Origin of the sequence: Halomonas sp. PAMB 3264, from assembly GCF_031954245.1 — a bacterium.
Taxonomy (GTDB): Bacteria; Pseudomonadota; Gammaproteobacteria; order Pseudomonadales; family Halomonadaceae; genus Vreelandella.
Window position 1 is genome coordinate 1,476,718 of sequence record NZ_CP134866.1, and the last position, 25,965, is coordinate 1,502,682.

Genomic DNA, 25,965 nt, shown 5'->3' on the forward strand with positions numbered 1-25,965 from the left:
GAAGGGCGCGACGCATCGGCCTTGGAAGCCGATGCGCCGGCGGATTTACAGCGCTACGGTAGCCGGTTGACCAGCGGCCTGCGCTTCGCCGTTGATGTAGAGCGTCCGGTCGTCGTCCGTGGCCAGTGTGAAGATGGCCGTCTCGAAGGGCAGCCGATAGCCGTTGTCGACCACCTCGGTGGTGACGTGGATCGCCTCGGCGCTGGTGCGCATGTGCAGCTCGACCAGCGCGTGGGCGCTTTGCCACTGGCTCGTTTCGCCGTCGTCCTCGAAGAGCGTGTAGCTGGAGACGCTATCGTCGCTGCGGGGCGGGAACAGCAGAAAGCCGCGCTGATCCTCGTCCTTGCGCTCAAAAGTACGCGGCGCTTCGTTGGTCGGAATGATCGCGCCGGCCTTCACCAGCAAGGGCGTCTGGTGGTAGGGCGCATCGAGTGTGGTGTACGTACCGCCTTCAATGAACCGGCCGGTGTAGAAATCGAACCAGCCGTCGGCGTGTAACGGGGCGTAGACCTCGCGGGTCGAGACGCCCGGCTCGACGACGCTTGCCACCAAAAGCGATTCGCCCACCATGAAGTCGTCGTTCTCCTGCCAGGTACGCGCATCTTCCTCGAAATCGAAAAAGGTGGGCTTGATCAGCGGCTCGTGATGGACGTGGGCCTTGTAGAACGCGCTGTACCAGTAGGGCGTGAGCTTTGATCGCAGCTTGATCAGCTCACGAATGGGGGCCACCGCGTCTTCGTACATCCAGGGCTCGTTGACCGTGGCATCCTCGTTCCAGGAGTGGATGGTGAACCGGGGGTGGAAAATGCCGTTTTGCACCCAGCGGATGAACAGTTCCTGGTCCGGTTTGGGGCCGGCGAAACCGCCCACGTCGTGACCGACGTTGAACACGCCGGACAGACTCAGGCCCAAGCCAGTCTTGTTGTTGAAGCGGATGGTCTTCCACTCGGTGCGGTTATCGCCGGTCCAGGTCTGCACGTAGCGGTGCATGCCCGGCGCGCCAGAGCGCGAAATGAGAAACGGGCGTTTCTCGGGGGCGTATTCCGTCTGCGCCTCGAAGGAGGCCTTCATCATCAAAAGCGGAAAGAGCGCACGAATGCTGGTGAAGGGAAGCGGCGTGCCGAAGCCAGCGGCCTGGGTGGCCTTGTTCCAGATCTCGTACTCGTTGTTGTCGTTCCAGGTCGTCTCGATGCCGTACTCGAGCAGTTGCCGGGTGACTTCGTTCTTCCACCAGCCGTAGGCACCTTCATGGGTGAAGTCGACGTGGGCGCCGCCGCCGTCCCAGAACTGGGCAAGCTCGGTGCCGCCGTTGGCATCCTTGAGGAAATAGCCCTGAGCCTCGAGCTTCTCGTACTGGGGGTGGTCGGTCAGCAGCGCCGGCTTGATGTTGGCCGCCAGGCGAATGCCTTTTTGCTTGAAATCCGCCGACAGCTTTTTGGCATCCGGGAATTTTTGCGTGTTCCAGTTGAACACGTAGCGCTTGTGGTCGATCGAGGTATAGCCCGAGGAGAGCTGGAACGAATCGCACAGGATGTCGTGCTTTTCGCACTGCTCGATGAACTCCCATACCTGCTCCTGGGCGTTGGGGGCGTCGGTGTAGCTCATGGTCGAGCCCGAATAGCCGATGCTCCACTTGGGCGGCAGGGCGGTCTTGCCGGTCATCCAGGTGTAGCTGGCCACCACGTCGCGCACCCGGGGGCCGGCAATCATGTAGTAGTCCAGATCGCCTGACTGCGCCTCGAAGTAGCGGTAAAGGCCGTGGTAGTTATCGAGCTCGCGGCCCAGGTCGAAGTAGCCAGGGGCCAGGTTGTCGTAGAAGAGCCCGTAGGAGAAGCCCTGTTCTGGCTTGCGCGTGATGTAGAACGGAATGTGCTTGTAGAGTGGATCCGAGTACTCGGCGTCGTAGCCCATCGCATCGATGGTGAGGTTGCGATAGCGGCCATGGTGATGGTCGAGCTGGCCGGTGCGCTCGCCAAGGCCGAAGTACTGCTCCTTGATGTCTCGTTTCAGGTAGTGCTTGATCTCGCTACCCAGCTCCCCGGCGAAGTTGTAGGCTTGGGTCTGACGATCCTGGGCGAAAAGCTGCCACTGTCCTTGAGTGGCCTGATACCAGGTGATCCGAAAGCCTTCCTTCTGAATGACGGCTTTCAATTGACGCGTCTGAATCGTGACGCTCTGCTCATCCTCGTCAAGCTCGAATGCCGGCAGGTTGAAGTGCTCGGTGCTGAAGCGGTCACGGCCCTCGGCGGGCAAGTCGTCCTGACCCGGCGCGATGCTCCAGGTTTGGCCGACGTCGAGCCCCTCGCGTTTCTCAAAGAGAACGCGAAAGATGCCCTCCTCGAGAATAAAGACGTGGGCGGCCACGTCCTCATCCGTTGATGCAAAGGTAAGGTGGTTTTGCTGGGTATTCGCCAGGTGAAAGCGATAGCGCGCTTGAATATTCATCCAGGTCAATCCTTGAAAATTACATGAGGCCAGCCAGGCGCGGTAGCCACTCGCTGAGCATCGGCACCAATGTTATCAGCATGAGCACCGTGATGACCGCTGCGTAGAACGGCAGAAGAGGCTTGATTACTTCTTCCATTTTCAGCTTGGCAACCGTGCTACCCACGTACAGCGCGCTGCCGCCGGGCGGTGTGATATTGCCGATACACAAGTTGACGACCAGCAGGACACCGAAGTGCACCGGGCTCATGCCGAACTCGGAAACCACCGGCAGGAAAATGGGCGTGAAGATCAGGATGGCCGGCGTGACGTCCATGAAGGTGCCGATCAGTAGCAAAATGACGTTGATCAGAATGAGGATCAGGATAGGGTTGTCGGTCAGCGCAAGGATACCGGCACTAATCGCGGCCGGAATACCGGTGAAGGCCATGACCAGCGCCAGCATGGCAGAGGTGCCGATGAGGAACATGATGACCACGGTCAGTTCCGCAGTTTCCTTCAAGATGCCGGGTATCTGCTTGAGCGACAGGCTGCGATAGGCCAGGGAGAGCAGCAGGGCGTAGACCACGGCCACCGCCGAGGCTTCGGTCGCGGTGAAAACGCCGCCGATGATGCCGCCAATGATGATGAAGATCAAAAACAGGCTGGGAATGGCGTCCCACAGCACCTTGAATACCGAGCGCAGCGGGACCTGATGCGGTGAGCGATAGCCCTTGCGCTTGGCGATGACGAAGGCCACCGCCATGGTCGCCAGGCCCCAGAGTAGACCGGGAATATAGCCTGCCAAAAACAGCGCGGCCACCGAGGTGCCGCCGCTCACCAGCGAATAGATGATGAAAAGCCCGGTGGGCGGAATGATCAGGCCCGTCGGCGCCGAGGCGATGTTGACCGCCGCTGAGAACTTGCGGTCATAGCCTTCCTCGTCCTGCAGCGGATGCATGACCTTGCCGATGGCCGCCGCCGAGGCCACCGACGAGCCCGCCAGAGAGCCGAACAACATGTTGCCGACGATATTGGTGTGGGCAAGTGACCCCGGCAAGCGGCCGGTGAACAGGCGAGCCACGTTGACCAGGCGCATCGCGATGCCGCCCTGGTTCATGATGATACCGGTCAGTAGAAAGAAGGGGACGGCGAGCAGCGTGAAGCTGTCGATACCGGTCACCATCTTCTGCGCCGAGGTGAACACGGCGACATCGAACGGCGCGATGAGCAGCATCGTCACGATGGACGCGCCGGCCATGCTGATGGCGATCGGTACACCGATGAACAAAAAGATGAAAAACGAAATGAGTAGACTGAAGCCTGCGATGATCGTCATGGCGCGAATGCCTTATTGTTGATTAAACGTCCAGGGTCTGGTCGAAATCGTTGGGAGTGCCGGCAGCGGCATTGAACAGCTCGGCAATGCAGAACCAGAAAACCAGCACGCCCGAGACGGGCAGCGACAGATAGATATACCCCATCGGAATACCCAGCGAGACGGTCTGCTGCGACATGGTTAACGAGACGAGCCAGATGCCGCCGTAAATCATCACGAGGGCAGAAAAAAGGATCAGCAACACGAGCACCAGGTAGCGAACCATTTTCTGAGAGCGCGCGGAGAACCGGTTGACGAGCATCTCCACCGCGATGTGCTTTTTGGTATGAAACGCCAGCGCTCCGCCGATCATGGTGATCCAGATCAGCGAGTAGCGAAGAAACTCCTGGGAAAAAGTGCTGGGGTCATTGAGCACGTAGCGGCTTACTACCTGCCAAATGGCGACCAGCACCATAACGGCGAGCATGGCCGAAGTGAGTACCGTGATGAGTTTGCTGAGCAAACGATTGATCGTGTTTATCATGGCCTCAAGACTCCGTTTCTAGTGCCTGAATGCGCTCGTAAAGCGGCGCCAGGGTCGGGTTTTCGAGAACCCGTTCGTGCATGGGAGCGACCGCTTCCCGGAACGCATCGACGTCCACATCGCGGTGGAAGTGAACGCCCATCTCCTCGGCCTGGGTCACCGCTTTTTCGATCTCTTGCGCCCAGAGCTCCTTGTGGAACTCGGTCGATTCGACCGCCGCTTCTCTCAACCACTGCTGCTGCTGGGGCGTGAAGCTTTCCCAGCGGTGCTGGCTGAAGATCAGAAGGTCGGGAACGATGGCGTGGGCAGTGTAGGAGTACTCCTTGGCCACTTCGCCGTGATTCGATGAGGTCAGCGCGGTTTCGTTGTTCTCGGTGCCATCGATGACGCCCTGCTGCAGCGCCGTGTAGACCTCGCCGTAGGCCATCGGCGTCGGCGCGCCGCCCATCAGACGAATCATTTCGAGGGCGGTCTGGCTGGGCTGTACGCGAAACTTGAGCCCGCGCATGTCGGCCGGGGTGCGTACCGGCGTATCGATGGTGTAGACGTTGCGAATGCCGGCATCATAGTACGTCAGTCCGAAGAAGCCGTTGTCGGAGGTTTGCTGGTAGATATCCGTGGCGACGTCGCTATCCATGACGCGATAGTAGTGATCGGGGTCGGCAAAGAGATAGGGCACGCTAAACAGGGAATAGACGTTAGAAAAGCTTTCGAGCGCGGTGGCGCTCACCTTTGTGACGTCCACCGCACCTGTCTGAACCAGCTCGATGACTTCCCGCTCGGAGCCCAGCTGACCGTTGGGATAAAGCTGGAAAACGAGCTCACCGCCGCTTATCTCGCGCACGCGCTCGGCGAAGTGGGCAAGCGACTTATGTACCGGGTGGCCTTCGTTCATGTTGTGAGCGAGCCTTAGAAGGGTCACGTCCGAGGACACTTCCGAGGGCATCGAGCAGCCCGAAAGCGCGATCAACGCGCCCGACAAGACTGATATAACGCCTTTATGCATGTTGCCCCATCTCCTGAAAAGCTGTCTTTGATGTAGTACTTGTACGATACGGTCGTTGGGCCAATAAAAATGACCGGCTAAATTGGACTAACCGGTCTGATTATTAAATAAGCCTTTGGTCGCATTGGGTTGATAAGAGGTTGACAATAAAGGCGGTCAAGTCGACTCTTTGGCCCAACCAATTTCATGAGCGCGCCTTTGCCTGCGCCAAGGCACGCACCGATCGCAATGGAGCCTCTGATGGCAGCATTTCTGGATGAGGATTTTCTTCTCGATAGCGAGATGGCCAAACGTCTATACCACGGCTACGCCAGCACTCAGCCCATCTTCGACTACCACTGCCACCTACCGCCTCGGGAAATTGCCCAGAATACGCGCTTTGACAACCTCACCTCGATTTGGCTGAAAGGCGATCACTACAAGTGGCGCGCCATGCGCTGGAACGGCGTGGACGAGCGGCTCTGTACCGGTGATGCGAGCGACTACGATAAATTTCAGGCGTGGGCGGCCACCGTGCCTCATACGCTGGGTAATCCGCTCTTTCACTGGGCTCATCTCGAGCTAAGGCGCCCCTTCGGCATCACTGGCAAACTGCTTTCGCCCTCGACTGCAGATGCCATCTGGGACGAGGCCAACGCGATGCTGGCAACGCCCGAATTCTTTGCGCGGGGAATTCTCGAGCAGATGAACGTCCGTCTGGTCGGCACTACCGACGACCCGGCGGACGATCTGAGCCATCATGCCGAGATTGCCGCGGATCCGAGCTTCGCCGTAAAAGTGCTGCCGAGTTTTCGGCCCGACCGCGCTTTTAAACCGGCCGCCGAAGATTTCCCGGCGTATCTCGAAAAGCTGGGTCGCGCCGCGGATGTCGAGATTCGCGATATCGCCTCCCTCTACACCGCGCTCGAAAAACGCCTGAATCACTTCCATGCCCATGGCTGCCGGATTTCTGATCACGGCATCGAACGCGTCGCCTACGCCGAGGCGACCGATGCCGAGCTCGATGCCATTCTCGAGCGTCGTCTGAACGGCACGCTGCCCGACGAGCACGAGCAGGCGCAGTTCATGACCGCGGTGCTGATCTTTTTGGGCCGGGAATACCACCGTCGCGACTGGGCGCAGCAATACCACATGGGGCCGCTGCGCAATAACAGTGCCCGCGGCTGGCGCGAAATCGGCGCCGATGCCGGTTTCGACTCCATGGACGACCGGCCCATGGCCGCACCGCTCAACCAACTGCTCAATGCCCTTGATCGGGATGACCGGCTGCCGCGTACCATCCTTTATTGCGTCAACCCGGTCTTCAATGAAGTATTGGCGACCACGGCGGGCAATTTTCAGGGCAACGGCATTCCCGGCAAGGTGCAGCTTGGCTCCGGCTGGTGGTTCAACGATCAGCTCGACGGCATGGAGCGTCAGATGACCCAGCTTTCGCAGTTGGGGCTTTTAAGCCGCTTCGTGGGCATGCTGACGGATTCGCGCAGCTTTCTTTCCTACACCCGCCACGAGTATTTTCGTCGCCTGTTATGCCGCATGCTGGGGCGCTGGGTCGAGCAGGGCCAGCTCCCCAACGATGACGCCTGGCTTGGCAGCATGGTCAACGATATCTGCTTCCACAACGCGCGCCGTTATTTCGGTATCGATGTGTAGGAATCGGTTCAGGAGAGTAGAAAAGTGAGTGTACAAACCATCAAGGCCAGCCAACGCGCTGGTCACATCGGCATCGTCCATCTGGGCCTGGGCGCGTTTCATCGCGCCCACCAGGCGGTGTATCTCGAACGCTATCGATGCCGTACCGGCGACGATCAGTGGGGCGTGAGTTCGGCGAATCTGCGCCGCGGCGCCTCGCTGGTCGACTCCCTGATTGATGCGGGCTTTCGCTACCACGTGGCCGAGTACCGCGATAGCGACAACGTGACGGTTCGCGAAATAGGCGCTATCGAAGAGTCGCTGTTCACCGGCCAGGGCGCGGACGGGCAGTGGGGGCGCGACCTTGCGGCGCTGCTTGATCGCCTTGCGAATGTCGAGACGCGTATCGTCACGCTCACCGTCACCGAGAAAGGTTATTTTTTGAATCCGGCCAGCGGCGAGCTTTTGCAAAGCGACCCGATGATCCAGGCGGATATCGCCGCACCGCAAACGCCGCGTACCGCACCGGGTATTCTGGTCGAGGCGCTGCGCCGGCGCCGTGCAGCGGGCACGCCACCGTTCACGGTACTCTGCTGCGACAACATGCCGGACAACGGCGAGCGCACCCGCCAGGCGGTGGCCCAGCTTGCCCAGGTTCAGGAGGCGGCGCTCGCCGACTGGATCCTGGAGCACGTCGCGTTTCCCAGCAGCATGGTCGATCGCATCGTGCCTGCCATGACCGAGCAGGACTTCGCCGCCCTCAAAACGCTTGGCGTCGAGGATGCCAACGCCGTGGTGTGCGAGGCCTTCTCGCAGTGGGTCGTTGAAGACCACTTCCCCGAGGGCCGCCCGGTCTGGGATACGGAGGGCGTGACCATGGTCGCCGATGTCGCGCCGTTTGAGACCATGAAACTTCGTATGCTCAACGGCAGCCATTCGCTGCTCGCCTATCTCGGTTCGCTCGCCGAGATCGAGACCGTGTTCGACGCCGTCTCTGAAGAGTCGTTTCAAGCGCTTTTAAGCCGCTACATGAATGAGGAAGCCGCCCCGACGCTCGAGACGCCCGCCGAGATCGATCTGAACGCTTACGCGGATTCGTTGTTGGCACGCTTTGCCAACGACAGCCTGCGCCACAAGCTCCAGCAGATCGCCATGGACGGCAGCCAGAAGCTGCCTCAGCGCTGGCTGCAGGTGGCCGAAATCAACCTGTCCGCCAGCCGCGACACCGCCTGCGTGGCGCTGGGTCTGGCCGGTTGGATTCGCTACACCGCTGGTACGACGCTGGCCGGTCGCGCGTTTCGCGTCGACGACCCGATGGCCGAGCGGCTTACAGCGCTCCACCACCGGCACGGCGATGACGCGGCCGCGCTGGTCGACGCTTTCTTCGGTCTTGAGGCGGTGATGCCGGACACCGTGGCGCAAAGCGAGCGTTTCAAGCAGCAGGTGCTTGATGCTTACCGCGCACTGACCGAGCGCGGCGTCGGGCCGGCCATTGCCGAGCTTGCCACCCAAAGCGCTCGCTAAAAGGAGACTCCATGGAACATACCTGGCGCTGGTTCGGGCCCAACGACCCGATCCGACTCAGCGAGATTCGCCAGACCGGCGCAACCGGCATCGTCACCGCGCTGCACGATATTCCCAATGACCAGGTCTGGTCGGTGGAGGCGATTGGCGAGCGCAAGGCGATGATCGAAGCCGCGGGGCTTGGCTGGTCGGTGGTCGAAAGCGTGCCGGTGCCCGAGGCGGTCAAGAAGGGCCTGCCCGAGCGCGACGCGCTGATCGATACCTACTGTCAGACGCTGAGGAACCTGGCCGCCTGCGGGATCGACGTCGTTTGCTACAACTTCATGCCGATTCTCGATTGGACGCGCACCGACCTGACCTACGCGCTTGCCGACGGTGCCCGGGCACTGCGCTTCGACCAGACCGCTTTCGCCGCCTTCGATCTCTACCTGCTCGAGCGCCCCGGCGCACTCGACGAGTACTCCGAGGCCGACAAACTGGAGGCCAAGCGCTACCTCGAGACGCTCGATGACGCCGCACGTTCGAAACTTATCGACACGCTGATCGCCGGGCTTCCCGGCGCCGAGGAGCACTACACGCTGGCGCAGTTTCGTCAGGCGCTCGAAGGCTACGCGAAAATCGACGCCAAAACGCTGCGCGACAACCTCGGCTATTTCTTGCGTGCGATTATTCCCGTGGCGCAAGAGGTCGGCATTCGCATGGCGATCCACCCGGACGACCCGCCTCGCGGACTTCTGGGGCTTCCCCGGGTGGTATCGACCCGTGACGATGCCCAGTGGGTGATCGACTGCGCGCCGAGCCCGGCCAACGGCATCACCTTCTGCACCGGCTCGTTTGGGGTGCGCGAGGACAACGACCTGGTGGCCATGGCGCGCCACTTCGGCCCGCATATTCACTTCGCTCACCTGCGCTCGACAAGGCGCGAGAGTGACCCGCGCTCGTTTCACGAGGCGCCACACCTGGCCGGCGATGTCGATATGGTCGGCGTCATACAGGCACTGGTCGAGGAGGAGCGCCGGCGCGAAATGGATGGCGGCGCGCGCCTGCCGATCCGCCCGGACCACGGCCACCATATGCTCGACGACCAGCAGCGCCAGACAGCGCCGGGCTATCCGCTTTATGGGCGGCTGCGGGGGTTGGCCGAGCTTCGCGGCGTGGAGGTCGCGGTGAAAGCGCTCACGACACGCTAGGCTTCCCGGTACCATGGAAAAGCCCCGTCGGAACTCGCTCCGGCGGGGCTTTTATGTTTCTGCGCGCGGCTTTCAAGACGGCGTGCTAAACCGCGATGGCCTCGCGAAGTCGGTGAACGGCGTCGGCAAGCTCGCTGGCATGGCGAATCTCGACCGCGCCTTGCGGCGTTTTCTCCTCATCGGGAAAGTGGTTGAGGTGAATCACCTGCATGCCGGCGGCCAGGCCGGCCTCGACACCGACCGCTGCATCGTCGATCACGATGCAGTGCTGTGGGGCGAACCCCATGGCCGTGGCGGCCTGGCGGTAAAGCTCCGGGTCCGGCTTCCAGACGTTAAGGGTGTAGGCGCTGAAAAGTCGGCCTTCGAAGTGGTGCTCAAGGCCGGTGCTCTCCAGCGCGCAGCGGATCTTGCGCTCCGGACCGTTGGACACCACCGCCTTGGGGTAGCTTGCCAGCAAATCGAGCGCGGCCGGCATCCCGGCCACGGGCGCAAGCTCGGCGCGCATGCGCGCTTCCATGCGCGCGCGCATGTCCGCCTCGAGCGCCTCAAACCGGTCCGGGGTGAGCGGCGTAAAGCGCGTCTCCAGCTCGTTGACGATGGTCTGAAAGCGCACGCCGCGAAACTCCTCCATGTACTGGTTTGCGGAGAAGGGCAGGCCGAACTCGGGCAACAGCTCGCCCATGACCTCGGCCAGCAGAATCTCGCTATCCACCAGCGTGCCGTCGGAATCGAACAGCAGGCAAAGGGCCGACTCGCTCATGTCAGCACCTCTTCGTTGACTGGGCTCAGCGGGCGCTCGCCGGTCAGCGCCAGGCGCATATTGTCCACGGCGCGCTGGGCCATGGCGGTGCGCGTTTCATGGGTGGCGGAGCCGATGTGGGGCAGGGCGACGACGTTGGCCATGCCGGGTAGCGGCGAGGTGTCGCCAAGCGGCTCGCTTTCGAACACGTCGAGCCCGGCACCTCTGATAACACCGCGCTCCAGCGCGTCGATCAGCGCGCCTTCATCGACCACCTTGCCGCGGGCGATGTTGACCAGAATGGCCGACGACTTCATCTGCTCGAGCTCCCTGGTGCCGATCAGCTTTTCGGTCTGATCGGTCAACGGCACGGTGAGGCAAACGAAGTCGGATTCGCTCAGAAGTTGATCGAGCTCGCGGCGCTCGGCGCCGAGCTCACGTTCGACCTCGGGCTTGGGCGAGGCGTTGGAGTAGAGCACCTTCATGTTGAAACCGAGCGCCCCGCGCCGGGCTACGGCCTGGCCGATACGCCCAAAGCCCACCATGCCGAGCGTCTTGCCGTTGACGTCGCTGCCGTAAAGATCGGGGCCGATGCTCGCCTCCCAGGCGCCGGCCTTGACCCAGGTCGCCAGCTCCACCACCCGGCGGGCGGTCGCCATCAGCAGCGTGAAGCCGGTATCGGCGGTGGTTTCGGTCAGCACGTCCGGCGTGTTGCACAAAAGAATGCCGCGCCGGGTCAGCTCATCGACGGGCACAGTATCGTAACCGACCGAGATCAGCGCGATGACCTCAAGATTGGGCGCGGCATCGAGCAGCTCGCTTGAAATCGGCAGCCCCGAGCCGATGATGCCGTACGCCTGGCCCAGTGCGGTTTGCACATGCTCATCGGTAATGTCGAAAGATTTCAATGGGTCGAGCAGTTCGAAATGTTGCTCCAGCTCCGCGCGTTGGTCGGCGTTCAATCGGCCCTGTACGATGATGCGTTTTTTCATACTCTCTCTCCTGTCGTGCGTTCGTTATGGATTAGTTCTGCTCGAGGGTTTGCAGTCGCTCGCGAGAGGGTAGCCCCTCCATATCCCCGACCACCTGCACCGCTTGGGCGCCGACCAGGTTGCCGCGCGCCAGCGCCTTGGCCGGGGGCAAGCCCTCGAGCAGCGCGCTGATCAAACCCACGGCAAATCCATCCCCCGCGCCGACCGTATCGACCACGTGGGCTACCGGCTGGCTGGGCACGTCCAGGCTTTCGAGCGCCCCGCCCAGGCGGCCACGATAGTAGCTGCCCTGCGGCCCGAGCTTGATGACCACCGCGCTGGCGCCGCGCGCCAGGTAGAAATCCGCAATACCCTCCGGCGTCTGTTCACCGGTGAGGCGCTCGCCTTCGGCCAGGCCTGGCAGTATCCAGTCGGCCAGGCTCGCCAGCTCGTTGAGCGTATCACGCATCTGCGCCTCGCTTTGCCAAAGCGTTGGGCGCAAATTCGGGTCGAACGAGATGGTGGCGCCGTTGGCGCGAGCGCGCTCCATCAGCCGGCGGGTGAGTGACAGGGCGCTGTCCGAGAGCGCCGGGGTGATGCCGGTCACGTGTAGATGGTCGAGCTCTGCGAAATCCACCGCGTCGGCGTCGGCGGTGCTTAGATGACTTGCCGCACTGCCGCGGCGGAAGTACTCCACCCGCGGGTCGGCGCCGTGCTCGGCGCGCTCCTTGAACATCAGCCCGGTCGGGTGCTCCGGGTCGGTGACGATATAGCGATCGTCGATGCCCTCGGCGGTCAGCGTCTGGCGCACGAACTCGCCGACGCTGTCGCGGCCGACCCGGCTTAGCCAGCTGACCCGAAAGCCGAGCCGCGACAGGCCGATGGCGACGTTGTTATCGGCACCGGCCAGCCGGCGGTGAAACTGCTCGACACCGGCAAGCGGGCCGGGCGCGTCAGCCACGAGCATGCCCATGGCCTCGCCAAAGGTGAGAACACAGAGCGCAGAGGGTTGAGTCGACATGGGGGTTCTCCAAAGGATCAGATGAGAGGGAAATCGGGATGGATCGTGCTGCCTCGCGCGAGCAGATGCGGCGCGTGGCGGTCGGTAATGCGCGTGTCAGGCGGGTCGAGCAGGCGCGCGATCGCCGCCTCGCCGATGGCATCAAACGGCTGCGCGAGGGTCGTGACGCCTGGGCCGACCAGAGCGCACCAGTCGAGCTCGTCGATTCCCATCAGGCCCACGGCGCCCAGGGGGAGGCCTTGCGCCTGAAAGCCCTGCACTGCGCTGAGCGTGGCGGTGCCGTTGGCGCAAAGCACCGCGACGGGCGCGTGGAATGAAGGCGTTTTGAGCGCCTCCAGTGCCGGGTAAAGGCTTGCGGGATCGAGACTCGACTGAACGTGCGCGGTCAGCTGGCGCGCAGCGCTTTGGTCGATGAAACGCTCCAAGCGCTCTCGGCGGGCGCTGGCGGTGGCCGGGTCGTTGGTGACGTAGAGCACCTGGCGGTAGCCTCGCGCGACCAGGTGATCCAGGGCAGTGTCGATGGCAAGCGCGTTGTCCAGCCCGACCACGGCGCGGCTGACGCTGGGGATTTCCCGGTCCAGCAGCACCACCGGCACGCCGGTATGGGTGAGCGAGTCGAGCGCCTGGTGAGGGGCGCCCACGGCGTTGACCACCAAGCCTTCGACCTGGTAGGCCGTTAAAAGCGCCAGGTGGCGCTGCTCCTGGCTCGGGTCGTTTCCGGTATTGCAGACGATGAGCGAGTAGCCACGAGCGCGCGCGGCCTGCTCGACGGCGTGCACGGCGGCCACGGAAAACGGGTTTCGAATGTCCGCGACGAGCATGCCCAAAAGCTGAGTGCCGCCACCTTTTAGCCCGCGCGCCATCAGGTTGGGCTGATAGCCAAGCGTTCGCGCGGCGGTGTCGATACGCGCCTTGAGCGCTGGGGAAAGCTTGTCGCGCTCCGGGCCGAAAAAACGCGAAACGCTGGTTTTCGAGGTGTTCGCCTCTCGGGCGACTTCAATGAGCGTCGCGCGGGAAATCGTCATTAACGGGCCACCATAAGGTGTTTGGGAACGTTCCCATTGGGAGCGCTAACGTTATCGCGTTCGGCCGCCCTGGGCAATATCGCCAATGGTGGTAGAGTAGGCTTTCGTGAGAGTGGGCCGGTTGGGGAGGCGTTCGATGAAGGTGGAGGAGTACCAGACATTCGATGCCACGGGGCTTTCCGAGCTCGTGCGCCGGGGCGAGGTGAGCCGTGACGCGCTTTGTGAGGTAGCCATCGAGGCGATCGAGCGGTTCAATCCGGCGCTTCACGCGGTGGTGCGTACCCGCTTCGAGCAGGCGCGCCGCGAAAGCCGCGTCGTGGATCAGAACGCTTGTTTTGCGGGCGTGCCGACGCTTGCCAAGGATTTATTGATGGCGATCGCCGGTGAACCGCTGGCGGCGGGGAGCGCTTCGCTCGCCGAGTGGCGCCCCCTTGAAGATTCGCCGCTCATCACCCGAGCGCGGCAGGCGGGGCTCGTGGTATTGGGTCAAACCGCGACGCCGGAGTTTGGCTTGATGGCCATTACCGAGCCGAAAGCGTTTCCCCATCCGCACAATCCCTGGCGTTTGGGTCATTCGCCGGGCGGCTCCAGCGGTGGCGCCGCGGCGGCGGTGGCTGGTGGCCTGGTGCCGCTGGCGCTGGCCGCCGATGGCGGTGGCTCGATCCGCATTCCGGCAAGCTACTGCGGTCTGTTCGGTTTCAAGCCGACCCGCGGGCGCACGCCGCTCCCACCCGCTCAGGCCGAGGTGTGGCAGGGCGCAGTAGTCGAGCACGCTATCACCAAAAGCGTGCGCGATAGTGCCGCGCTGTTGGAGCACATCAACGGTGCCGGCCCCAGCGGCCCGTATCCGGTTGCTCGGGAAACCGGCTATCTGAGCGCGCTGTCATCACCGGGCCCAAAACGGCGCATCGCGGTGTCGCTTGGCGAGCCGCTAAGCCAAAGCCTTGGCACGACGCTCGATCCAGAAACGCGCAAGGCCGTCGAACACGCCGCGAAAACATTGGCCGATATGGGCCACGAGGTGAGCTGGTGCGACCCGCCGGTCGACGGTGCCCACCTGGCCAGCAGCTACCTGACGCTCTATCTCGGCCAGGTCGCCGCGGATCTTTCGTGGGTTAGCCGGAAAACCGGTATCTCTCGTCGCCGTCTCGATATCGAACCGGCCACGCGGGCCATCGGTCGACTCGGCGCCAGGCTTTCGGCCAGAGAGTACGAGCTGGGCCGGCGCGAATGGTTCGTGGCGGCAGAACAAATGAGCGCGTTTCATCGGCGGTTTGACGCACTGGTGATGCCGGTGACGGCGTCAAGCGCCCCGCGTATTGGTGAGCTATACCCTTGCCGTACCAGAGAGCGGCTTTTGTCGCTGCTGGCGGTGCCCGGGCTTTCCCGACTGGCGCTGCGGGCCGGGGCGTTGAAGCACCTGGCGATGGAGGCGCTCGCGCGCACACCCTTTACTCAGCTGGCGAATTTGACCGGCCAGCCCGCCATGTCGCTGCCGCTTCATCGCGATGCCGCGGGCCTGCCGATCGGCGTGCAAATCGTCGGGCGCTTTGGTGAGGACAGAGCACTTTTACAGCTCGCCCATGAGCTGGAGCAGCGCGACAACTGGCAGCATCATCTGCCATTGCAGGCGTTTTCGGCGCAACACGCGTAAACTACACCGCTTTGATTCGGCTCGTCGGACGTATGCACGCACACCATGCACTCACATTATGAATTGACCGGGGCGGGCGATCGCTACTTCGACGGCATGACCGAGAAGTTCTCCCGCGCGCTTTACCACGCCCCCCGCGGCGAGCTGCGCTTGAAAATGCTCGATTACCTGCTGCCGCAAATGCTCGCCCTCGAAGCCCAGCCGGTGCTCGATATCGGCGGCGGCCTGGGCCAGCAGGCGGCCTGGTTCGCCGAGCGCGGCCATGCGGTGACGCTGGCCGAGCCTTCCGGCGACATGCTCGACTACGCCCGGCGCTGGCACGCCGAGCGCGATGCGATTCCGGACGACGCCATTACGTACCTTCAGGCTCCGCTTCAGGCGCTGGCTTGTGAGGCCCCCGGCCCCTGGCCGTTGATTACCTGCCACGCCGTGCTCGAGTGGCTGGGCGAGCCGCGTGGCGCGGTCAAGACGCTGGCCGGGCTGCTTGCTCCGGGCGGCCAGCTGAGTCTCATGGTGTTCAACCGCGATGCGCTGCGCTTTTCCAACGCCGTAAAGGGGAACCTGGAAAAGGCGCTCAGCGACCGGCTCGAAGGCCAGGGCAGGCGCCAGCGGCTGACGCCGATCTCGCCGGTGACGCATGATCAGATCAGTGCCTGGGCCGAGGAGAACGGCCTTGCGCTCTCTCAGGCGGCGGGCATCCGCATTTTTCAGGACTACCTGCGCAAGCCCCCGGCGAGCGCGGCCGAAGAAGCCACACTCCTGGCGCTGGAAAAAGCCTACTGCCGCGCTGAGCCGCACTGGCGGCTGGGGCGCTACCTTCTGTACACCTTGACCAAACCATTGACCCAACCCGAGACTGATTCATGAGTGCCCAACTTCCCGCCTGCCAGCTGTTACAACGCTACTACGGCGATCACACCGCGCTGTGCCCGGTTGCCCCCGGGCGCGACGAGTGGCTCGTTCACCACAGCGCTAGCATGGTCAGCGACAGCGTCGCTCTGCGCGATGTTTGGCAGACCCACCAGAAGGCGGCGTTCAGCCCGTTCGAGCCGACCATCGAACTCGAAGGCCAGGTAGTGCTGTTCTGGCCCAAGGCACATCAGCTCGGCCTCTGGTGGCTCGACTGGCTCTGCCAGGTGCTGCCCGAAGGCACGAGTGTCGATATCGTCGGCGAGCATCAGGGCGGCATCAAGCGCGTGCCCAAGTGGCTCGACGAGCGCGGCCTTAAGTGGGACAAGCTCGACAACGCCCGGCGCTGCACGCTTTACTCTACGCGCACCCGGGCGCTTGGTGATCCGGACGCCGCCTGGACGACCTTCACCGCCGGTGAGCTGACGCTTGCCAGCCACCCGGGCGTATTCGGCCACGGCAAGGTGGACGAGGGCACCACGCTGCTGATCGAAGCCCTCGATTCGCGCGGTCTCAAAACGCCGCTGCGCGTGCTCGACATGGGCTGCGGTGACGGCATCATCAGCGCCTGGCTTGCCAAGCGCGGCCATGAGGTGAGTGCCGTCGATGTCAGCGCCTTCGCCGTCCAGGCGACCGAGCGGACGCTGGCGGCCAACGCGCTCTCGGCGCGGGTGCTCGAAAGCGACGTCTACTCGAAACTCGACGGCGAGCGTTTCGATCTGATCGTCAGCAACCCGCCGTTTCACCAGGAGCGTGATATCAGTTTTGGGCCGAGCGCGCGGCTGATCGAAAAGGCTCGCGAGCATCTGACCCCACGCGGTGAGCTCGTGCTGGTGGCCAACGGCTTTCTGCCCTACCCGGAGCTTTTAAAGCGCGCGATGGGCGAGTTCGAGACGCTGGCGGATAACCGTCGCTTCAGAGTCTACCGCGCGGGGGCGTGATTGTTTTAGCGCCTGCGCGGCGCTTTTGGATCGCGCCGCGGTCCAAAAGCGATCAAGACGTGTTGAATCCTGTGAGGAGAGACGTATGGCCGTGAAAACGCGCGGTATCGGGGCGCTGGCAAGCGCGGTGGCGCTGGGCGGGCTCGTGGCCCTGGGGCTTGGCTGGGGCGGAAGCTACCTGAAAAGCGCCGCCGAGGTGTGGCAGCACTCGTCGCGCAGCGTCACCGTGCGCGGGCTCGCCGAGCGGGAGGTGGCCGCCGACCTGGTGCTCTGGCCGCTCAACTATACGGTCACCGCCGACACGTTGGCCGAGCTTGAACGGCATCTTTCCGACGACGAAGCACGAGTGCGCGATTTTCTCGCCGAGCGCGGCTTCGAGGCCAGCGAGATCAGCATGACGCCGGCACGCATCACCGACCAGTACGCCAACACCTACGGCGGCGAGCGCCCGGACGAGCGCTTTCGCGCCGAGGCGACGCTTTTGCTGCGCACCGATCGGGTAGAAGAGGTCATCGAGGCGGTACCTCAGGCTACGCGGCTGGTGCGCGACGGCGTGCTGCTCTCGCCAAGCTACGAGTACCGCACCGAGTTCCTGTTTACCGGGCTCGATGCGATCAAGCCGGAGATGATCGCCGCGGCCACGGCGGATGCCAGAAGCGCCGCCCAGCAGTTTGCCGAGGACTCCCAAAGCGCGGTGGGCGGGATCACCAGCGCCACCCAGGGCTACTTTTCGATCGAGGATCTCGACAGCTACACGCCGCAGATCAAGCGTGTGCGGGTAGTCACCACCGTCGACTACGCTCTCGAGTAGGCGCTACGGCGATACCCGCGGCAGCCAAAAGACCAGCGCTAAAAGCGTTGCCAGCAAGACCGGTGGGGTGATCAGAAGCCCCACCTTCATGTACTGCCCCCAGCCGATGCGCACCCCCTTGCGTGCCAGTACGTGCAGCCAGAGAAGTGTGGCCAGACTGCCGATGGGCGTGAATTTCGGCCCCAGGTCGTTGCCGATGACGCTGGCGTAGATCATCAGCTCCCGGGTCAGCTCTGGAAGCTGGGCTTGGTCGATGGCCAGCGCCGCCACCAGCGTCGACGGCATGTTGTTCATGATCGAGGCGACCGCCGCAACGAGAAAGCCGGTGCCGACGGTGGCAACCACGCTCCCCTGGCCCGCAAGCCACTCAAGCGCCCGCGCCGCGTAGTCGGTGAGCCCGGCGTTGCCCAGCCCATACACCACCAGGTACATGCCCAGCGAGAACAGCACGATCTGCCAGGGCGCGCCGTGTAGCGCTTGAGAGACTGACACTTTGCTTTCGCGACCGCCGCGCCACCACCGCCCGGCGAGTGCCATCAGCGAAAGCGCGGCGGCGCCGGTGACCAGCGCGATGGGAACGCCCAGCGGAGCGGTCACGAAATAAGCCACCATCAGCAGCGCCAGAAGCGGAAAGGCGGCGCGAAATACCAGCGGGTCCTTTATCGCCGAACGCGGCGCTTCGAGCTTTTCAATCGGATAGCGGGCGGGGATGCGACGCCCGAACGCGAGCCAGAGCACGCCGAGCGTAGCGGCAAGCGATACCAGGTTGACCGGCACCATGACCTGGGCATAGCGGTCGAAACCGATGCCAAAGTAGTTGGCGGTGACGATATTGACCAGGTTGGAAATCACCAGCGGGAGGCTCGTGGTATCTGCAACGAACCCGGTGGCGATGATGAAGGCCAGCGCCGCTGGCGGCGTGAACTCCAGGCGCAGCAGAATGGCGAGCACGATCGGCGTGAGCAGAAGCGCAGCGCCGTCGTTGGCAAAAAAGGCGGCGATCACTGCGCCCAGCAAAACGACCAGCGGAAACAGCAGATGCCCGCGGCCGCCGCCCCAGCGTGCCACGTGCAGCGCCGCCCAGGCGAAGAAGCCCGCTTCATCCAGAATCAGCGAAATGACGATCAGCGCCACGAAGGTGAAGGTGGCGTCCCAAACGATATGCCACACCACCGCCACGTCCGCCAGCGCAACGACCCCAGTGACGAGCGCGACCAGTGCGCCGCCCAGCGCGCTCCAGCCAATGCCAAGCCCCCTGGGCTGCCAGATCACCAGCACTAGGGTAGCGATGAAAATCGACAGTGCCAGCATGGTGTCAGTTATTCGCCTGGGAGGCGGGCGCCACGCGTTCGCCATCCTCCTTGGTGAATGACGCCACTGGGTTGTCCAGCAGCTCGAACACCTGCTCCGAGGGCCGGCAAAGCCGCGCGCCCTTGTCGGTCACAACGATTGGGCGGTTGATCAGAATCGGGTGATCGAGCATGGCATCGATAATGGCCTGGTCATCCACGGTGGGGTCTTCAAGGCCGAGCTCGCGATAGGGCGCTTCCTTCTGGCGCAGCAGCGCCCGCGGCGTAATTTTCATCAGTTTGATCAATTCGATCAGCCGCTCCCGGCTCGGCGGGGTCTCCAGGTACTCGATCACCTCCGGCTCTTCACCCGAGGCGCGCAGGATGGCCAGCGTATTGCGCGAGGTGCCGCAGCGTGGGTTGTGATAGATCAATGGGGTCATGAGGAAGGCTCCTGCGGGGAGGATGAGTGGCAAGGGGAAAGCGTGTCGATCAGCGGCGCGCAGAGCGCGGGGTCGCCGTTACAACAGTCGCTGATCAAATAGGCGATGACCTGTTGCATGTGCCCGGGGCTTGCGTGATAGATGATCGAGCGGCTCTCGCGGTGCGAACTTACCCAGCCTGCTCGACCAAGTACCGCGAGGTGGGCCGATAGCGTGTTGTGAGGCACGTTCAGCCGCCGGGCCAGTTCTCCCGCCGCCAGCCCCTCGGGCTCGTGGCGTAGCAGCAGGCGTAAAGCCTCCAGGCGAGTGGGCTGGGCGAGCGCGCTAAAACTTAAGGTGGCATCGTTTATTTCCATATGTCTAGTATTATGGACATATTATTCGTTGGCAAGTGTTTCATTGAATGTTCATGAACTGGCGGCGGTGCGGATCGCGTTGTGCGGTCAGGGGTTGGCGTAGCGAACGTCAGTCACGGTATAGAAGGCCTCGCCGGTCGGCGTTTGTACGGTGATCTCGTCGTCCACTTCCTTACCCAGCAGCGCTTTCGCCATGGGCGCGTCGACGCTGATCCAGCGCTTGTCGGTGTCGATCTCATCGTGGCCGACGATACGAATGTCGAGCGCTTCGCCGTCGTCGTCCTCGAGGCTTACGAACGCGCCGAAAAAGATCTTGTCGGTATCCGCCGGCAGGCGGTCGACCACCTGCAGCTCGTCGAGCCGCTTGGTCAGGTAGCGGATGCGCGCGATCACCCGGTTGAGCTCTTTCTTGTTGTAGGTGTAGTCGGCGTTCTCCGAGCGGTCGCCAAGCGCGGCGGCTTCGCCCACTTTGGTCGAAAGCGCCGGGCGCTTTACCCGTGAAAGGTGGTCGAGAATGCCGCGCAGCCGCTCGGCACCCTGGGCGGTGATCAGGTTGCTCTTGGGCTCCTGGCGCGGGTCCTTGGCCGGGTCACGCCAGCGTGTCATATTGCGGCCTTTCATGCGGTGTCACTCCTTGCGTTCGAGTGCCCAAGCTTAATCGAAAGCGCCGGCGCGCCCAATGGCATTATTCTGGGCAAAGCGCTGGCGAGTCATTCAAACGTTCGTTACATTATTTGGCAGGGCCCCCGTTGGGCCGCCCGATGGCTGCCTCGATCGGGCAATAAAAACATTCACAAAAACAACCAAGGAGCTTTTCATGCGCACGTACACTTCTCGCTGGCTGTTGGCAGTGACCCTCGGCGGGGCGCTCGCGCTTTCGCCGCTCGCCGCTAGCGCCTACCAGGACGAACTCTTTTCGCTCAAAAACCGCTGGGAACATACGGTGACGGAGCTTCCGGCCAATCAGCGTCAGGGGACGCTTGAGGCGCTGAGTGATGAGGCCGAAGCGCTTGCAAGTCAAAACCCAAACGAGGCGGACGTGCTGGTGTGGCAGGGCATCATTTTAGCGTCTTACGCGCGCGAGCGCGGCGGGCTGGGGGCGCTGGCCAGCGCGAAAGAGGCGCGTGCCGTGCTCGAGCGCGCCATCGAGCTCGACCCGCAGGGCAGCAACGCCTCGGCCTACGTGACGCTGGGCGCGCTCTATGACCGCGCACCGGGCAGACCGCTCGGTTTCGGCAACAGCGATACCGCCGAGCGCATGTTTCAGCGCGCGCTCGAGATCCGCCCGAACGGGATCGACGTCAATTTCTACTACGCAGCGTTTCTGAAGGAGGAGGGCGATATCCAGGGCGCCCGCGAGTACGCCACCCGCGCCGTCGAGGGCACTGCGCGTGAAAACCGTCAGCTGTCAGACGAGGCGCTGCGCCGCGAAGCCCAGGCCTTTCTTCAGGCGCTCTAAGCCCGCGCTCAAGCGCTCAAATTGGCATTCCCGGCACCGAGCATTGATAATAGAGCGATTGTGCCAACCGGGAGTGCCTTATGGCGTCCAGCCTTACGTCGCCGCAGGCGAGCAAGCTTGCGGCCCCCGAACTCACGCGTGCCGATGTCGAGCTCGAGACGCGGGAAACGCTCTATCAGGGCTTTTTCCGGCTCGAGGCGCTGACGCTACGCCACCGTCTTTTCGAGGGCGGCTACAGCAGCTCCATGCGCCGCGAGATTCATAGCCGTTTCGACGCGGTGGGCGTGCTGCTTTATGACCCGCATCGCGATGCGCTGGTGCTGGTCGAGCAGTTTCGCGCCGGCGCCATCGATGACCCGCGCTCGCCCTGGAAGCTCGAACTGGTGGCGGGGCTGGTCGAGGAGAACGAATCCCTCGAGGACGTGGCCCGGCGTGAATCCCGGGAGGAGGCGGGTTGCAAAGTGGGCGCGCTGACCAAACTTCACACCTACTACCCGAGCCCCGGTGCCTGCAACGAGCGGGTAACGCTTTTTTGCGGGCTGGTCGACACCGCCGGCATGGGCGGTATTCATGGCCTCGATGAAGAGCACGAGGATATTCGCGTTCACGTGGTCAGCTTTACCGATGCCTTTGCGCTTTTGGAGCAGGGGCGCCTCGATAACGCCATGTGCTTGATCGGGCTTCACTGGTTGAACGGCCAGCGCGCCTCACTGCGCGCCACCGCCAGGGCCCCTGTTTCCCCATTCGAAAGGAGCGAAGATGGCTAGAGCCGCCTACGTCACCGACCTGAAATCCCTGCAAGGGGAGTGCAGCGCCAACTACGCGCGCCTGCTGCGGCTGGTGAGCGATATGGACGCCGGTCAGCAGCGCGATATCACCCTACACAGCAAAGGGCGGGAGCTTGGCGCGCTTCACCTGGCCGTGCTGGAGCAGGCGCCCTACACCACCATGGTCGAGGTCACCCAAAGTGGGCCGCTGGACGGCGTGCTGGAAGGACCCAAAATGCGCGTGCACCTGTATCACGATGTGCGCATGGCAGAGGTGACCGACTTTCAGCGCCAGCGCCACTTCAATGGCCGCTACCGCTATCCCAACGCCAAAATGCACCAGCCCGATGAAAAGCTGCAGCTCAATCGCTTTCTGGGCGAGTGGCTGGCTCATGGGTTGACCCACGGTCACGCCTACGATATTCCCGAGTATCCTTGATGCGCCTGATTCAGATCACCGACGCCCACCTCTACGCCGATAAACACGCGCGCTCGCGCACCGGCGTCCCCTGGCGTCAGTTCGAGCGCGTGCTGGAGGCGGTCATCCAGGAGCGCCCGGACGTGGTGCTGCTGAGTGGCGACGTTAGCCAGGACGAAACCCTGGTCTCCTATCAGCACGCCTGTCAGGCACTGGCGCGCCTGCCGTGCCCTTGGTTCTGGATTCCCGGCAACCACGATCAAGTCGAGTTCATGGCCGAGTGCCACCCGCTTTTGAGCGAAGTCGATCTCGGCGAGTGGCGCCTGCTCCTGCTCGATACCCGAGTCGAGGGCAAACCGCACGGGGAGTTGGGCGCTGAGCAGCTCGAAGCGCTCGTCGAGCGGCTCGAATCGAGCGAGCAGCCTACCGTCGTTGGCCTGCACCACCCGCCGGTCGACGTGGGCGCCGCGTGGATGGACGCTATTGGCCTGCTCGATCGCGACGCCTTTTGGCAGGTGCTCGAGCGCTTTCCCCTGGCTTGCGTCGTGCTGTTTGGCCATGCTCACCAGGCCTTCGCGCAGACGCTTGCTCTCGGCGATCATGAGGTGTCGGTATATGGCTGCCCGGCGCTGGCGGATCAGTTCATGCCCGGCGCCCTCGAGTTCGCCGTCGATCAAGCCTCAAGACCCGGGTATCGGGTAGTGGAGCTTCGCAGCGGCGGCGAGTGGCAGACCTGGATCGAGCGGGTCGGCATGTAGATCGCCTTTTTCGCGCTCCTCATTGCGTGCGCTCTGGTTCTTATAGAAGAACTTCTATAGTTTTTTAAAGAATAAAAAGATAGTTATTAATTCTTTCAGGTTATTACTTTTCGGCGTTACCCTACTTGCAGTGACGATCATCAGGCAAACACCGTTTGCAGGCACCGTTAGTCAGCACCCCGGTGCTTTGAGAGGGAGTAGGCAATGACCCAGATTACCGCTGCGCCGGTCGATGAACGGCGCGAGCCCACCGTGGCGATCGACGGTGCGCGCCAGACGCACCTCAAACAGCTCGAAGCCGAATCGATTCATATCATCCGTGAAGTCGCCGCCGAGTTCAGCAATCCGGTGATGATGTACTCCATCGGCAAGGACTCCTCGGTCATGCTGCACCTGGCGCGCAAGGCCTTCTACCCGGGGCCGCCGCCGTTCCCGCTTTTGCACGTCGATACTACCTGGAAGTTTCGCGAGATGATCGAGTTTCGCAACCGCATGGCGAGTGAAGCGGGCATGGAGCTTCTGGTGCACACCAACGAAGAGGGGCGCGCGGCGAACATCAATCCCTTCGATCACGGCAGCGCCAAGTACACCGATATCATGAAGACCCAAGCGCTCAAGCAGGCGCTGGACAAGTACGGCTTCGATGCCGCCTTCGGCGGGGCGCGCCGCGATGAAGAAGCGTCGCGCGCAAAAGAGCGAGTTTACTCCTTTCGCGACAAGTACCACCGCTGGGATCCCAAGAGCCAGCGCCCGGAGCTTTGGAACACTTATAACGCCAAGGTCAACAAGGGCGAGTCGATTCGCGTATTTCCGCTCTCCAACTGGACCGAACTCGATATCTGGCAGTACATCTATCTGGAGTCGATCCCGATCGTGCCGCTTTACTACTCCGCCCCGCGCCCGATCGTCGAGCGCGACGGCATGCAGGTAATGGTCGATGACGAGCGCCTGCCGCTGGCGCCCGGTGAGGTCCCGGAGCAAAAATCCGTGCGTTTCAGAACGCTTGGCTGTTACCCGCTTACGGGGGCTGTCGAGTCTACGGCGGCCACGCTCCCCGAGATCATCCAGGAGATGCTGCTGACGCGCACCAGTGAGCGTAGTGGGCGTGCCATCGACCGCGACCAGGTCGGGTCGATGGAGAAGAAAAAGCGCGAGGGGTACTTCTAACATGGCACACCAGTCGAATTTGATCGCCGACAACATCGAGCAGTACCTGCAGGAGCACGAAAACAAGGATCTTTTGCGCTTCATCACCTGCGGCAGCGTCGATGACGGCAAGTCCACGCTGATCGGGCGAATGCTTCACGACTCGAAGATGATTTTCGAGGACCAGCTCGCCGCGATCACCCAAGCGTCCAAAACCAGCGGCACCACCGGGGACACGGTTGATTTGGCGCTTCTGGTCGACGGGCTGCAGTCCGAGCGCGAGCAGGGCATTACCATCGACGTCGCGTACCGCTTTTTCTCCACCGACAAGCGCAAGTTCATCATCGCCGACACGCCGGGTCATGAGCAGTACACCCGCAACATGGCCACCGGCGCCTCCACGGCGAGCCTGGCGGTGATTTTGATCGACGCCCGCTATGGCGTGCAGACCCAGACCAAACGCCACAGCTTCATCGCCGACCTGCTCGGTATTCAGCATTTGGTGATCGCGGTCAACAAGATGGATCTGGTCGAGTTTTCAGAGGCGCGCTTCAACGAGATCAAGCGCGAGTACCAGCAGTTCGCCACCAATCTGAACGCGCCGGACATTCGTTTCGTGCCGCTGTCGGCGTTGACCGGCGACAACGTGGTCAATAAAAGCGAGCGTACGCCCTGGTACTTCGGCCCCGGCTATGAATCCCGCACGCTGATCGAGCTTCTTGAAAGCGTCGAGCTGACCCAGGACCAGAACCTCACTGATCTGCGCCTGCCGGTGCAGTACGTCAATCGGCCGAATCTCGATTTTCGCGGCTATTGTGGCACGCTCGCCGCGGGCATTCTGCGCCCGGGCCACCGCGTGAAGGTGCTGCCCTCGGGCAAGACCTCGACGGTCGAGCGCATCGTCACCTTCGATGGCGACCTGAGCGCCGCCTACCCGGGCCAGGCGATCACCGTGACGCTCGATGACGAGATCGATATCTCCCGCGGCGACTGGCTGGTCGATGCGCACGCCGATATCGCGCTTTCCAACGCCTTCAAGGCGGACATCGTGTGGATGCACGAAGACGCGCTCATGCCGGGCAAGCTTTATGACTTCAAGCTCGCCACCCGCGATCTCTCGGGGCAGGTGCGCGCCATCGATTACCAGGTCGATGTGAACACGCTGGCGCAGTATCCGGCCGAGCAGCTCGAGCTCAACGCGATCGCCCGCTGCGAGGTCGAACTTACCGCAAGCATCCCGCTGGACGACTACCGCTCAAGCCCGGGGACGGGGAGCTTCATCATCATCGACCGGCTGACCAACGTCACCGTGGGGGCCGGCATGATTCGCGGCGTCGCCGCTCAAGGCGAGCAGGAGCAGGGCACCGACTGGGCTGCCTTCGAGCGCGATTTGAACGCGCTGGTGCGTAAGCATTTCCCGCACTGGGACGCCCGCGACATCAGCAAGCTGTTCTAAAGCAAGCCTGCGCTCGTTTCAGGCGCTCGAGCCGGCCCCGTTTTCGGACGGGGCCGGCTTTTTTGTACAACTTATAACGAGATGGTAGCGGGGGTTTAAGTGGTTTGACTGCTTGACGATTGTACAGGATGAGCCACACTTGTTAGGCGTTGTAGGAGATGAAGCAA

25 protein-coding genes are annotated in these 25,965 nt (G+C 62.8%); 13 read left to right on the plus strand and 12 right to left on the minus strand.

Annotation, left to right across the window (positions count from 1 at the left end; translation table 11 throughout):
• Nucleotides 1-45 precede the first annotated feature (45 nt).
• From RN347_RS06520 to RN347_RS06535, 4 genes are read right to left on the minus strand one after another with little or no spacing between them, the layout of a single operon-like run.
• Nucleotides 46-2,445 (minus strand): glycoside hydrolase family 31 protein, encoded by a 2,400-nt coding sequence (locus RN347_RS06520; RefSeq protein WP_311960607.1) that lies wholly within the window; start codon nt 2,443-2,445, stop codon nt 46-48.
• Nucleotides 2,446-2,464: 19 nt separating this feature from the next.
• The gene (locus RN347_RS06525; RefSeq protein ID WP_311960608.1) at nt 2,465-3,763 is read right to left on the minus strand and encodes a TRAP transporter large permease; all 1,299 of its coding nucleotides are present in this window, start codon (nt 3,761-3,763) and stop codon (nt 2,465-2,467) included.
• A 22-nt stretch (nt 3,764-3,785) separates the two neighbouring features.
• Nucleotides 3,786-4,286, minus strand: a complete 501-nt coding sequence (locus RN347_RS06530) for a TRAP transporter small permease (RefSeq protein WP_263584424.1) — start codon at nt 4,284-4,286, stop codon at nt 3,786-3,788.
• A gap of 4 nt (nt 4,287-4,290) precedes the next feature.
• The gene (locus tag RN347_RS06535) at nt 4,291-5,292 is read right to left on the minus strand and encodes a TRAP transporter substrate-binding protein (protein ID WP_311960609.1); all 1,002 of its coding nucleotides are present in this window, start codon (nt 5,290-5,292) and stop codon (nt 4,291-4,293) included.
• Between the two features lie 240 nt (nt 5,293-5,532).
• Between RN347_RS06535 and uxaC the strand changes: the two genes are divergently transcribed.
• From uxaC to uxuA, 3 genes are read left to right on the plus strand one after another with little or no spacing between them, the layout of a single operon-like run.
• Complete coding sequence (uxaC, locus tag RN347_RS06540; RefSeq protein ID WP_311960610.1) at nt 5,533-6,942, plus strand: glucuronate isomerase; 1,410 nt, start codon at nt 5,533-5,535, stop codon at nt 6,940-6,942.
• 24 nt (nt 6,943-6,966) lie between these two features.
• The gene (locus RN347_RS06545) at nt 6,967-8,445 is read left to right on the plus strand and encodes a mannitol dehydrogenase family protein (RefSeq protein WP_311960611.1); all 1,479 of its coding nucleotides are present in this window, start codon (nt 6,967-6,969) and stop codon (nt 8,443-8,445) included.
• Between the two features lie 11 nt (nt 8,446-8,456).
• Nucleotides 8,457-9,635, plus strand: a complete 1,179-nt coding sequence (gene uxuA / locus RN347_RS06550; RefSeq protein WP_311960612.1) for a mannonate dehydratase — start codon at nt 8,457-8,459, stop codon at nt 9,633-9,635.
• An 85-nt stretch (nt 9,636-9,720) separates the two neighbouring features.
• Here the strand turns inward: uxuA and RN347_RS06555 are convergent, their stop codons facing one another.
• Genes RN347_RS06555 through RN347_RS06570 form a run of 4 tightly spaced genes read right to left on the minus strand, consistent with a single transcriptional unit; the run spans nt 9,721 to nt 13,391 of the window.
• Complete coding sequence (locus RN347_RS06555) at nt 9,721-10,395, minus strand: HAD-IA family hydrolase (protein ID WP_311960613.1); 675 nt, start codon at nt 10,393-10,395, stop codon at nt 9,721-9,723.
• Nucleotides 10,392-11,366 carry a D-glycerate dehydrogenase gene (locus tag RN347_RS06560; RefSeq protein WP_311960614.1) on the minus strand — a complete coding sequence of 325 codons (975 nt, stop codon included), beginning with the start codon at nt 11,364-11,366 and terminating at the stop codon, nt 10,392-10,394. The genes RN347_RS06555 and RN347_RS06560 overlap by 4 nt, the downstream gene beginning before the upstream one ends.
• Before the next feature lie 31 nt (nt 11,367-11,397).
• Nucleotides 11,398-12,366: a sugar kinase gene (locus RN347_RS06565; RefSeq protein WP_311960615.1), complete on the minus strand. Its 969-nt coding sequence runs from the start codon at nt 12,364-12,366 to the stop codon at nt 11,398-11,400.
• Nucleotides 12,367-12,383: 17 nt separating this feature from the next.
• Nucleotides 12,384-13,391, minus strand: coding sequence for a substrate-binding domain-containing protein (locus RN347_RS06570; RefSeq protein WP_311960616.1), 1,008 nt, complete (start codon nt 13,389-13,391; stop codon nt 12,384-12,386).
• A 136-nt stretch (nt 13,392-13,527) separates the two neighbouring features.
• Between RN347_RS06570 and RN347_RS06575 the strand changes: the two genes are divergently transcribed.
• The 4 genes from RN347_RS06575 to RN347_RS06590 all read left to right on the plus strand — a co-directional run bounded on the left by RN347_RS06575 (nt 13,528) and on the right by RN347_RS06590 (nt 17,706).
• The gene (locus RN347_RS06575) at nt 13,528-15,045 is read left to right on the plus strand and encodes an amidase family protein (RefSeq protein WP_311960617.1); all 1,518 of its coding nucleotides are present in this window, start codon (nt 13,528-13,530) and stop codon (nt 15,043-15,045) included.
• 45 nt (nt 15,046-15,090) lie between these two features.
• On the plus strand, nt 15,091-15,912 hold the full coding sequence (locus tag RN347_RS06580) for a methyltransferase domain-containing protein (protein WP_311960618.1): 822 nt from the start codon (nt 15,091-15,093) through the stop codon (nt 15,910-15,912).
• Nucleotides 15,909-16,895, plus strand: coding sequence for a class I SAM-dependent methyltransferase (locus RN347_RS06585; RefSeq protein ID WP_311960619.1), 987 nt, complete (start codon nt 15,909-15,911; stop codon nt 16,893-16,895). The genes RN347_RS06580 and RN347_RS06585 overlap by 4 nt, the downstream gene beginning before the upstream one ends.
• An 85-nt stretch (nt 16,896-16,980) precedes the next feature.
• The gene (locus tag RN347_RS06590) at nt 16,981-17,706 is read left to right on the plus strand and encodes an SIMPL domain-containing protein (RefSeq protein ID WP_311960620.1); all 726 of its coding nucleotides are present in this window, start codon (nt 16,981-16,983) and stop codon (nt 17,704-17,706) included.
• Nucleotides 17,707-17,709: 3 nt separating this feature from the next.
• On the opposite strand, the gene RN347_RS06595 is transcribed toward RN347_RS06590, so the two are convergent.
• The 4 genes from RN347_RS06595 to greB form a co-directional block, all read right to left on the minus strand.
• Nucleotides 17,710-19,017, minus strand: coding sequence for an arsenic transporter (locus RN347_RS06595; RefSeq protein WP_311960621.1), 1,308 nt, complete (start codon nt 19,015-19,017; stop codon nt 17,710-17,712).
• A 4-nt stretch (nt 19,018-19,021) separates the two neighbouring features.
• Nucleotides 19,022-19,438 carry an arsenate reductase (glutaredoxin) gene (arsC, locus tag RN347_RS06600; protein ID WP_311960622.1) on the minus strand — a complete coding sequence of 139 codons (417 nt, stop codon included), beginning with the start codon at nt 19,436-19,438 and terminating at the stop codon, nt 19,022-19,024.
• Complete coding sequence (locus RN347_RS06605) at nt 19,435-19,794, minus strand: helix-turn-helix transcriptional regulator (protein ID WP_311960623.1); 360 nt, start codon at nt 19,792-19,794, stop codon at nt 19,435-19,437. The genes arsC and RN347_RS06605 overlap by 4 nt, the downstream gene beginning before the upstream one ends.
• Nucleotides 19,795-19,881: 87 nt before the next feature.
• The gene (gene greB / locus RN347_RS06610) at nt 19,882-20,415 is read right to left on the minus strand and encodes a transcription elongation factor GreB (protein ID WP_263584408.1); all 534 of its coding nucleotides are present in this window, start codon (nt 20,413-20,415) and stop codon (nt 19,882-19,884) included.
• A 196-nt stretch (nt 20,416-20,611) separates the two neighbouring features.
• Here greB and RN347_RS06615 point away from each other — a divergent pair, with 196 nt between their 5' ends.
• The 6 genes from RN347_RS06615 (at nt 20,612) to cysN (ending at nt 25,798) form a co-directional block, all read left to right on the plus strand.
• A complete protein-coding gene (locus RN347_RS06615; RefSeq protein ID WP_311960624.1) occupies nt 20,612-21,253 on the plus strand; it encodes a TRAP transporter TatT component family protein in 642 nt (213 codons plus the stop codon).
• Nucleotides 21,254-21,333: 80 nt separating this feature from the next.
• Complete coding sequence (locus RN347_RS06620; RefSeq protein ID WP_263584406.1) at nt 21,334-22,020, plus strand: NUDIX domain-containing protein; 687 nt, start codon at nt 21,334-21,336, stop codon at nt 22,018-22,020.
• Complete coding sequence (locus RN347_RS06625; RefSeq protein ID WP_263584405.1) at nt 22,013-22,459, plus strand: DUF1249 domain-containing protein; 447 nt, start codon at nt 22,013-22,015, stop codon at nt 22,457-22,459. The genes RN347_RS06620 and RN347_RS06625 overlap by 8 nt, the downstream gene beginning before the upstream one ends.
• Nucleotides 22,459-23,196, plus strand: a complete 738-nt coding sequence (locus tag RN347_RS06630; RefSeq protein WP_311960625.1) for a metallophosphoesterase — start codon at nt 22,459-22,461, stop codon at nt 23,194-23,196. Before RN347_RS06625 ends, RN347_RS06630 begins: the two co-directional genes overlap by 1 nt.
• Before the next feature lie 204 nt (nt 23,197-23,400).
• Complete coding sequence (gene cysD / locus RN347_RS06635) at nt 23,401-24,363, plus strand: sulfate adenylyltransferase subunit CysD (protein WP_263584403.1); 963 nt, start codon at nt 23,401-23,403, stop codon at nt 24,361-24,363.
• Nucleotide 24,364: 1 nt separating this feature from the next.
• The gene (cysN, locus tag RN347_RS06640) at nt 24,365-25,798 is read left to right on the plus strand and encodes a sulfate adenylyltransferase subunit CysN (protein WP_311960626.1); all 1,434 of its coding nucleotides are present in this window, start codon (nt 24,365-24,367) and stop codon (nt 25,796-25,798) included.
• Nucleotides 25,799-25,965 lie beyond the last annotated feature (167 nt).

Excerpts from the sequence above, each read along its gene's own strand:
- RN347_RS06520 (WP_311960607.1), bottom strand. The coding sequence starts at position 2,445 with ATGAATATTCAAGCGCGCTATCGCTTTCACCTGGCGAATACCCAGCAA.
- RN347_RS06525 (WP_311960608.1), bottom strand. The coding sequence starts at position 3,763 with ATGACGATCATCGCAGGCTTCAGTCTACTCATTTCGTTTTTCATCTTT.
- RN347_RS06530 (WP_263584424.1), bottom strand. The coding sequence starts at position 4,286 with ATGATAAACACGATCAATCGTTTGCTCAGCAAACTCATCACGGTACTC.
- RN347_RS06535 (WP_311960609.1), bottom strand. The coding sequence starts at position 5,292 with ATGCATAAAGGCGTTATATCAGTCTTGTCGGGCGCGTTGATCGCGCTT.
- uxaC (WP_311960610.1), top strand. The coding sequence starts at position 5,533 with ATGGCAGCATTTCTGGATGAGGATTTTCTTCTCGATAGCGAGATGGCC.
- uxuA (WP_311960612.1), top strand. The coding sequence starts at position 8,457 with ATGGAACATACCTGGCGCTGGTTCGGGCCCAACGACCCGATCCGACTC.
- RN347_RS06555 (WP_311960613.1), bottom strand. The coding sequence starts at position 10,395 with ATGAGCGAGTCGGCCCTTTGCCTGCTGTTCGATTCCGACGGCACGCTG.
- RN347_RS06560 (WP_311960614.1), bottom strand. The coding sequence starts at position 11,366 with ATGAAAAAACGCATCATCGTACAGGGCCGATTGAACGCCGACCAACGC.
- RN347_RS06565 (WP_311960615.1), bottom strand. The coding sequence starts at position 12,366 with ATGTCGACTCAACCCTCTGCGCTCTGTGTTCTCACCTTTGGCGAGGCC.
- RN347_RS06570 (WP_311960616.1), bottom strand. The coding sequence starts at position 13,391 with ATGACGATTTCCCGCGCGACGCTCATTGAAGTCGCCCGAGAGGCGAAC.
- RN347_RS06575 (WP_311960617.1), top strand. The coding sequence starts at position 13,528 with ATGAAGGTGGAGGAGTACCAGACATTCGATGCCACGGGGCTTTCCGAG.
- RN347_RS06580 (WP_311960618.1), top strand. The coding sequence starts at position 15,091 with ATGCACTCACATTATGAATTGACCGGGGCGGGCGATCGCTACTTCGAC.
- RN347_RS06585 (WP_311960619.1), top strand. The coding sequence starts at position 15,909 with ATGAGTGCCCAACTTCCCGCCTGCCAGCTGTTACAACGCTACTACGGC.
- RN347_RS06590 (WP_311960620.1), top strand. The coding sequence starts at position 16,981 with ATGGCCGTGAAAACGCGCGGTATCGGGGCGCTGGCAAGCGCGGTGGCG.
- RN347_RS06595 (WP_311960621.1), bottom strand. The coding sequence starts at position 19,017 with ATGCTGGCACTGTCGATTTTCATCGCTACCCTAGTGCTGGTGATCTGG.
- arsC (WP_311960622.1), bottom strand. The coding sequence starts at position 19,438 with ATGACCCCATTGATCTATCACAACCCACGCTGCGGCACCTCGCGCAAT.
- RN347_RS06605 (WP_311960623.1), bottom strand. The coding sequence starts at position 19,794 with ATGGAAATAAACGATGCCACCTTAAGTTTTAGCGCGCTCGCCCAGCCC.
- greB (WP_263584408.1), bottom strand. The coding sequence starts at position 20,415 with ATGAAAGGCCGCAATATGACACGCTGGCGTGACCCGGCCAAGGACCCG.
- RN347_RS06615 (WP_311960624.1), top strand. The coding sequence starts at position 20,612 with ATGCGCACGTACACTTCTCGCTGGCTGTTGGCAGTGACCCTCGGCGGG.
- RN347_RS06620 (WP_263584406.1), top strand. The coding sequence starts at position 21,334 with ATGGCGTCCAGCCTTACGTCGCCGCAGGCGAGCAAGCTTGCGGCCCCC.
- RN347_RS06625 (WP_263584405.1), top strand. The coding sequence starts at position 22,013 with ATGGCTAGAGCCGCCTACGTCACCGACCTGAAATCCCTGCAAGGGGAG.
- RN347_RS06630 (WP_311960625.1), top strand. The coding sequence starts at position 22,459 with ATGCGCCTGATTCAGATCACCGACGCCCACCTCTACGCCGATAAACAC.
- cysD (WP_263584403.1), top strand. The coding sequence starts at position 23,401 with ATGACCCAGATTACCGCTGCGCCGGTCGATGAACGGCGCGAGCCCACC.
- cysN (WP_311960626.1), top strand. The coding sequence starts at position 24,365 with ATGGCACACCAGTCGAATTTGATCGCCGACAACATCGAGCAGTACCTG.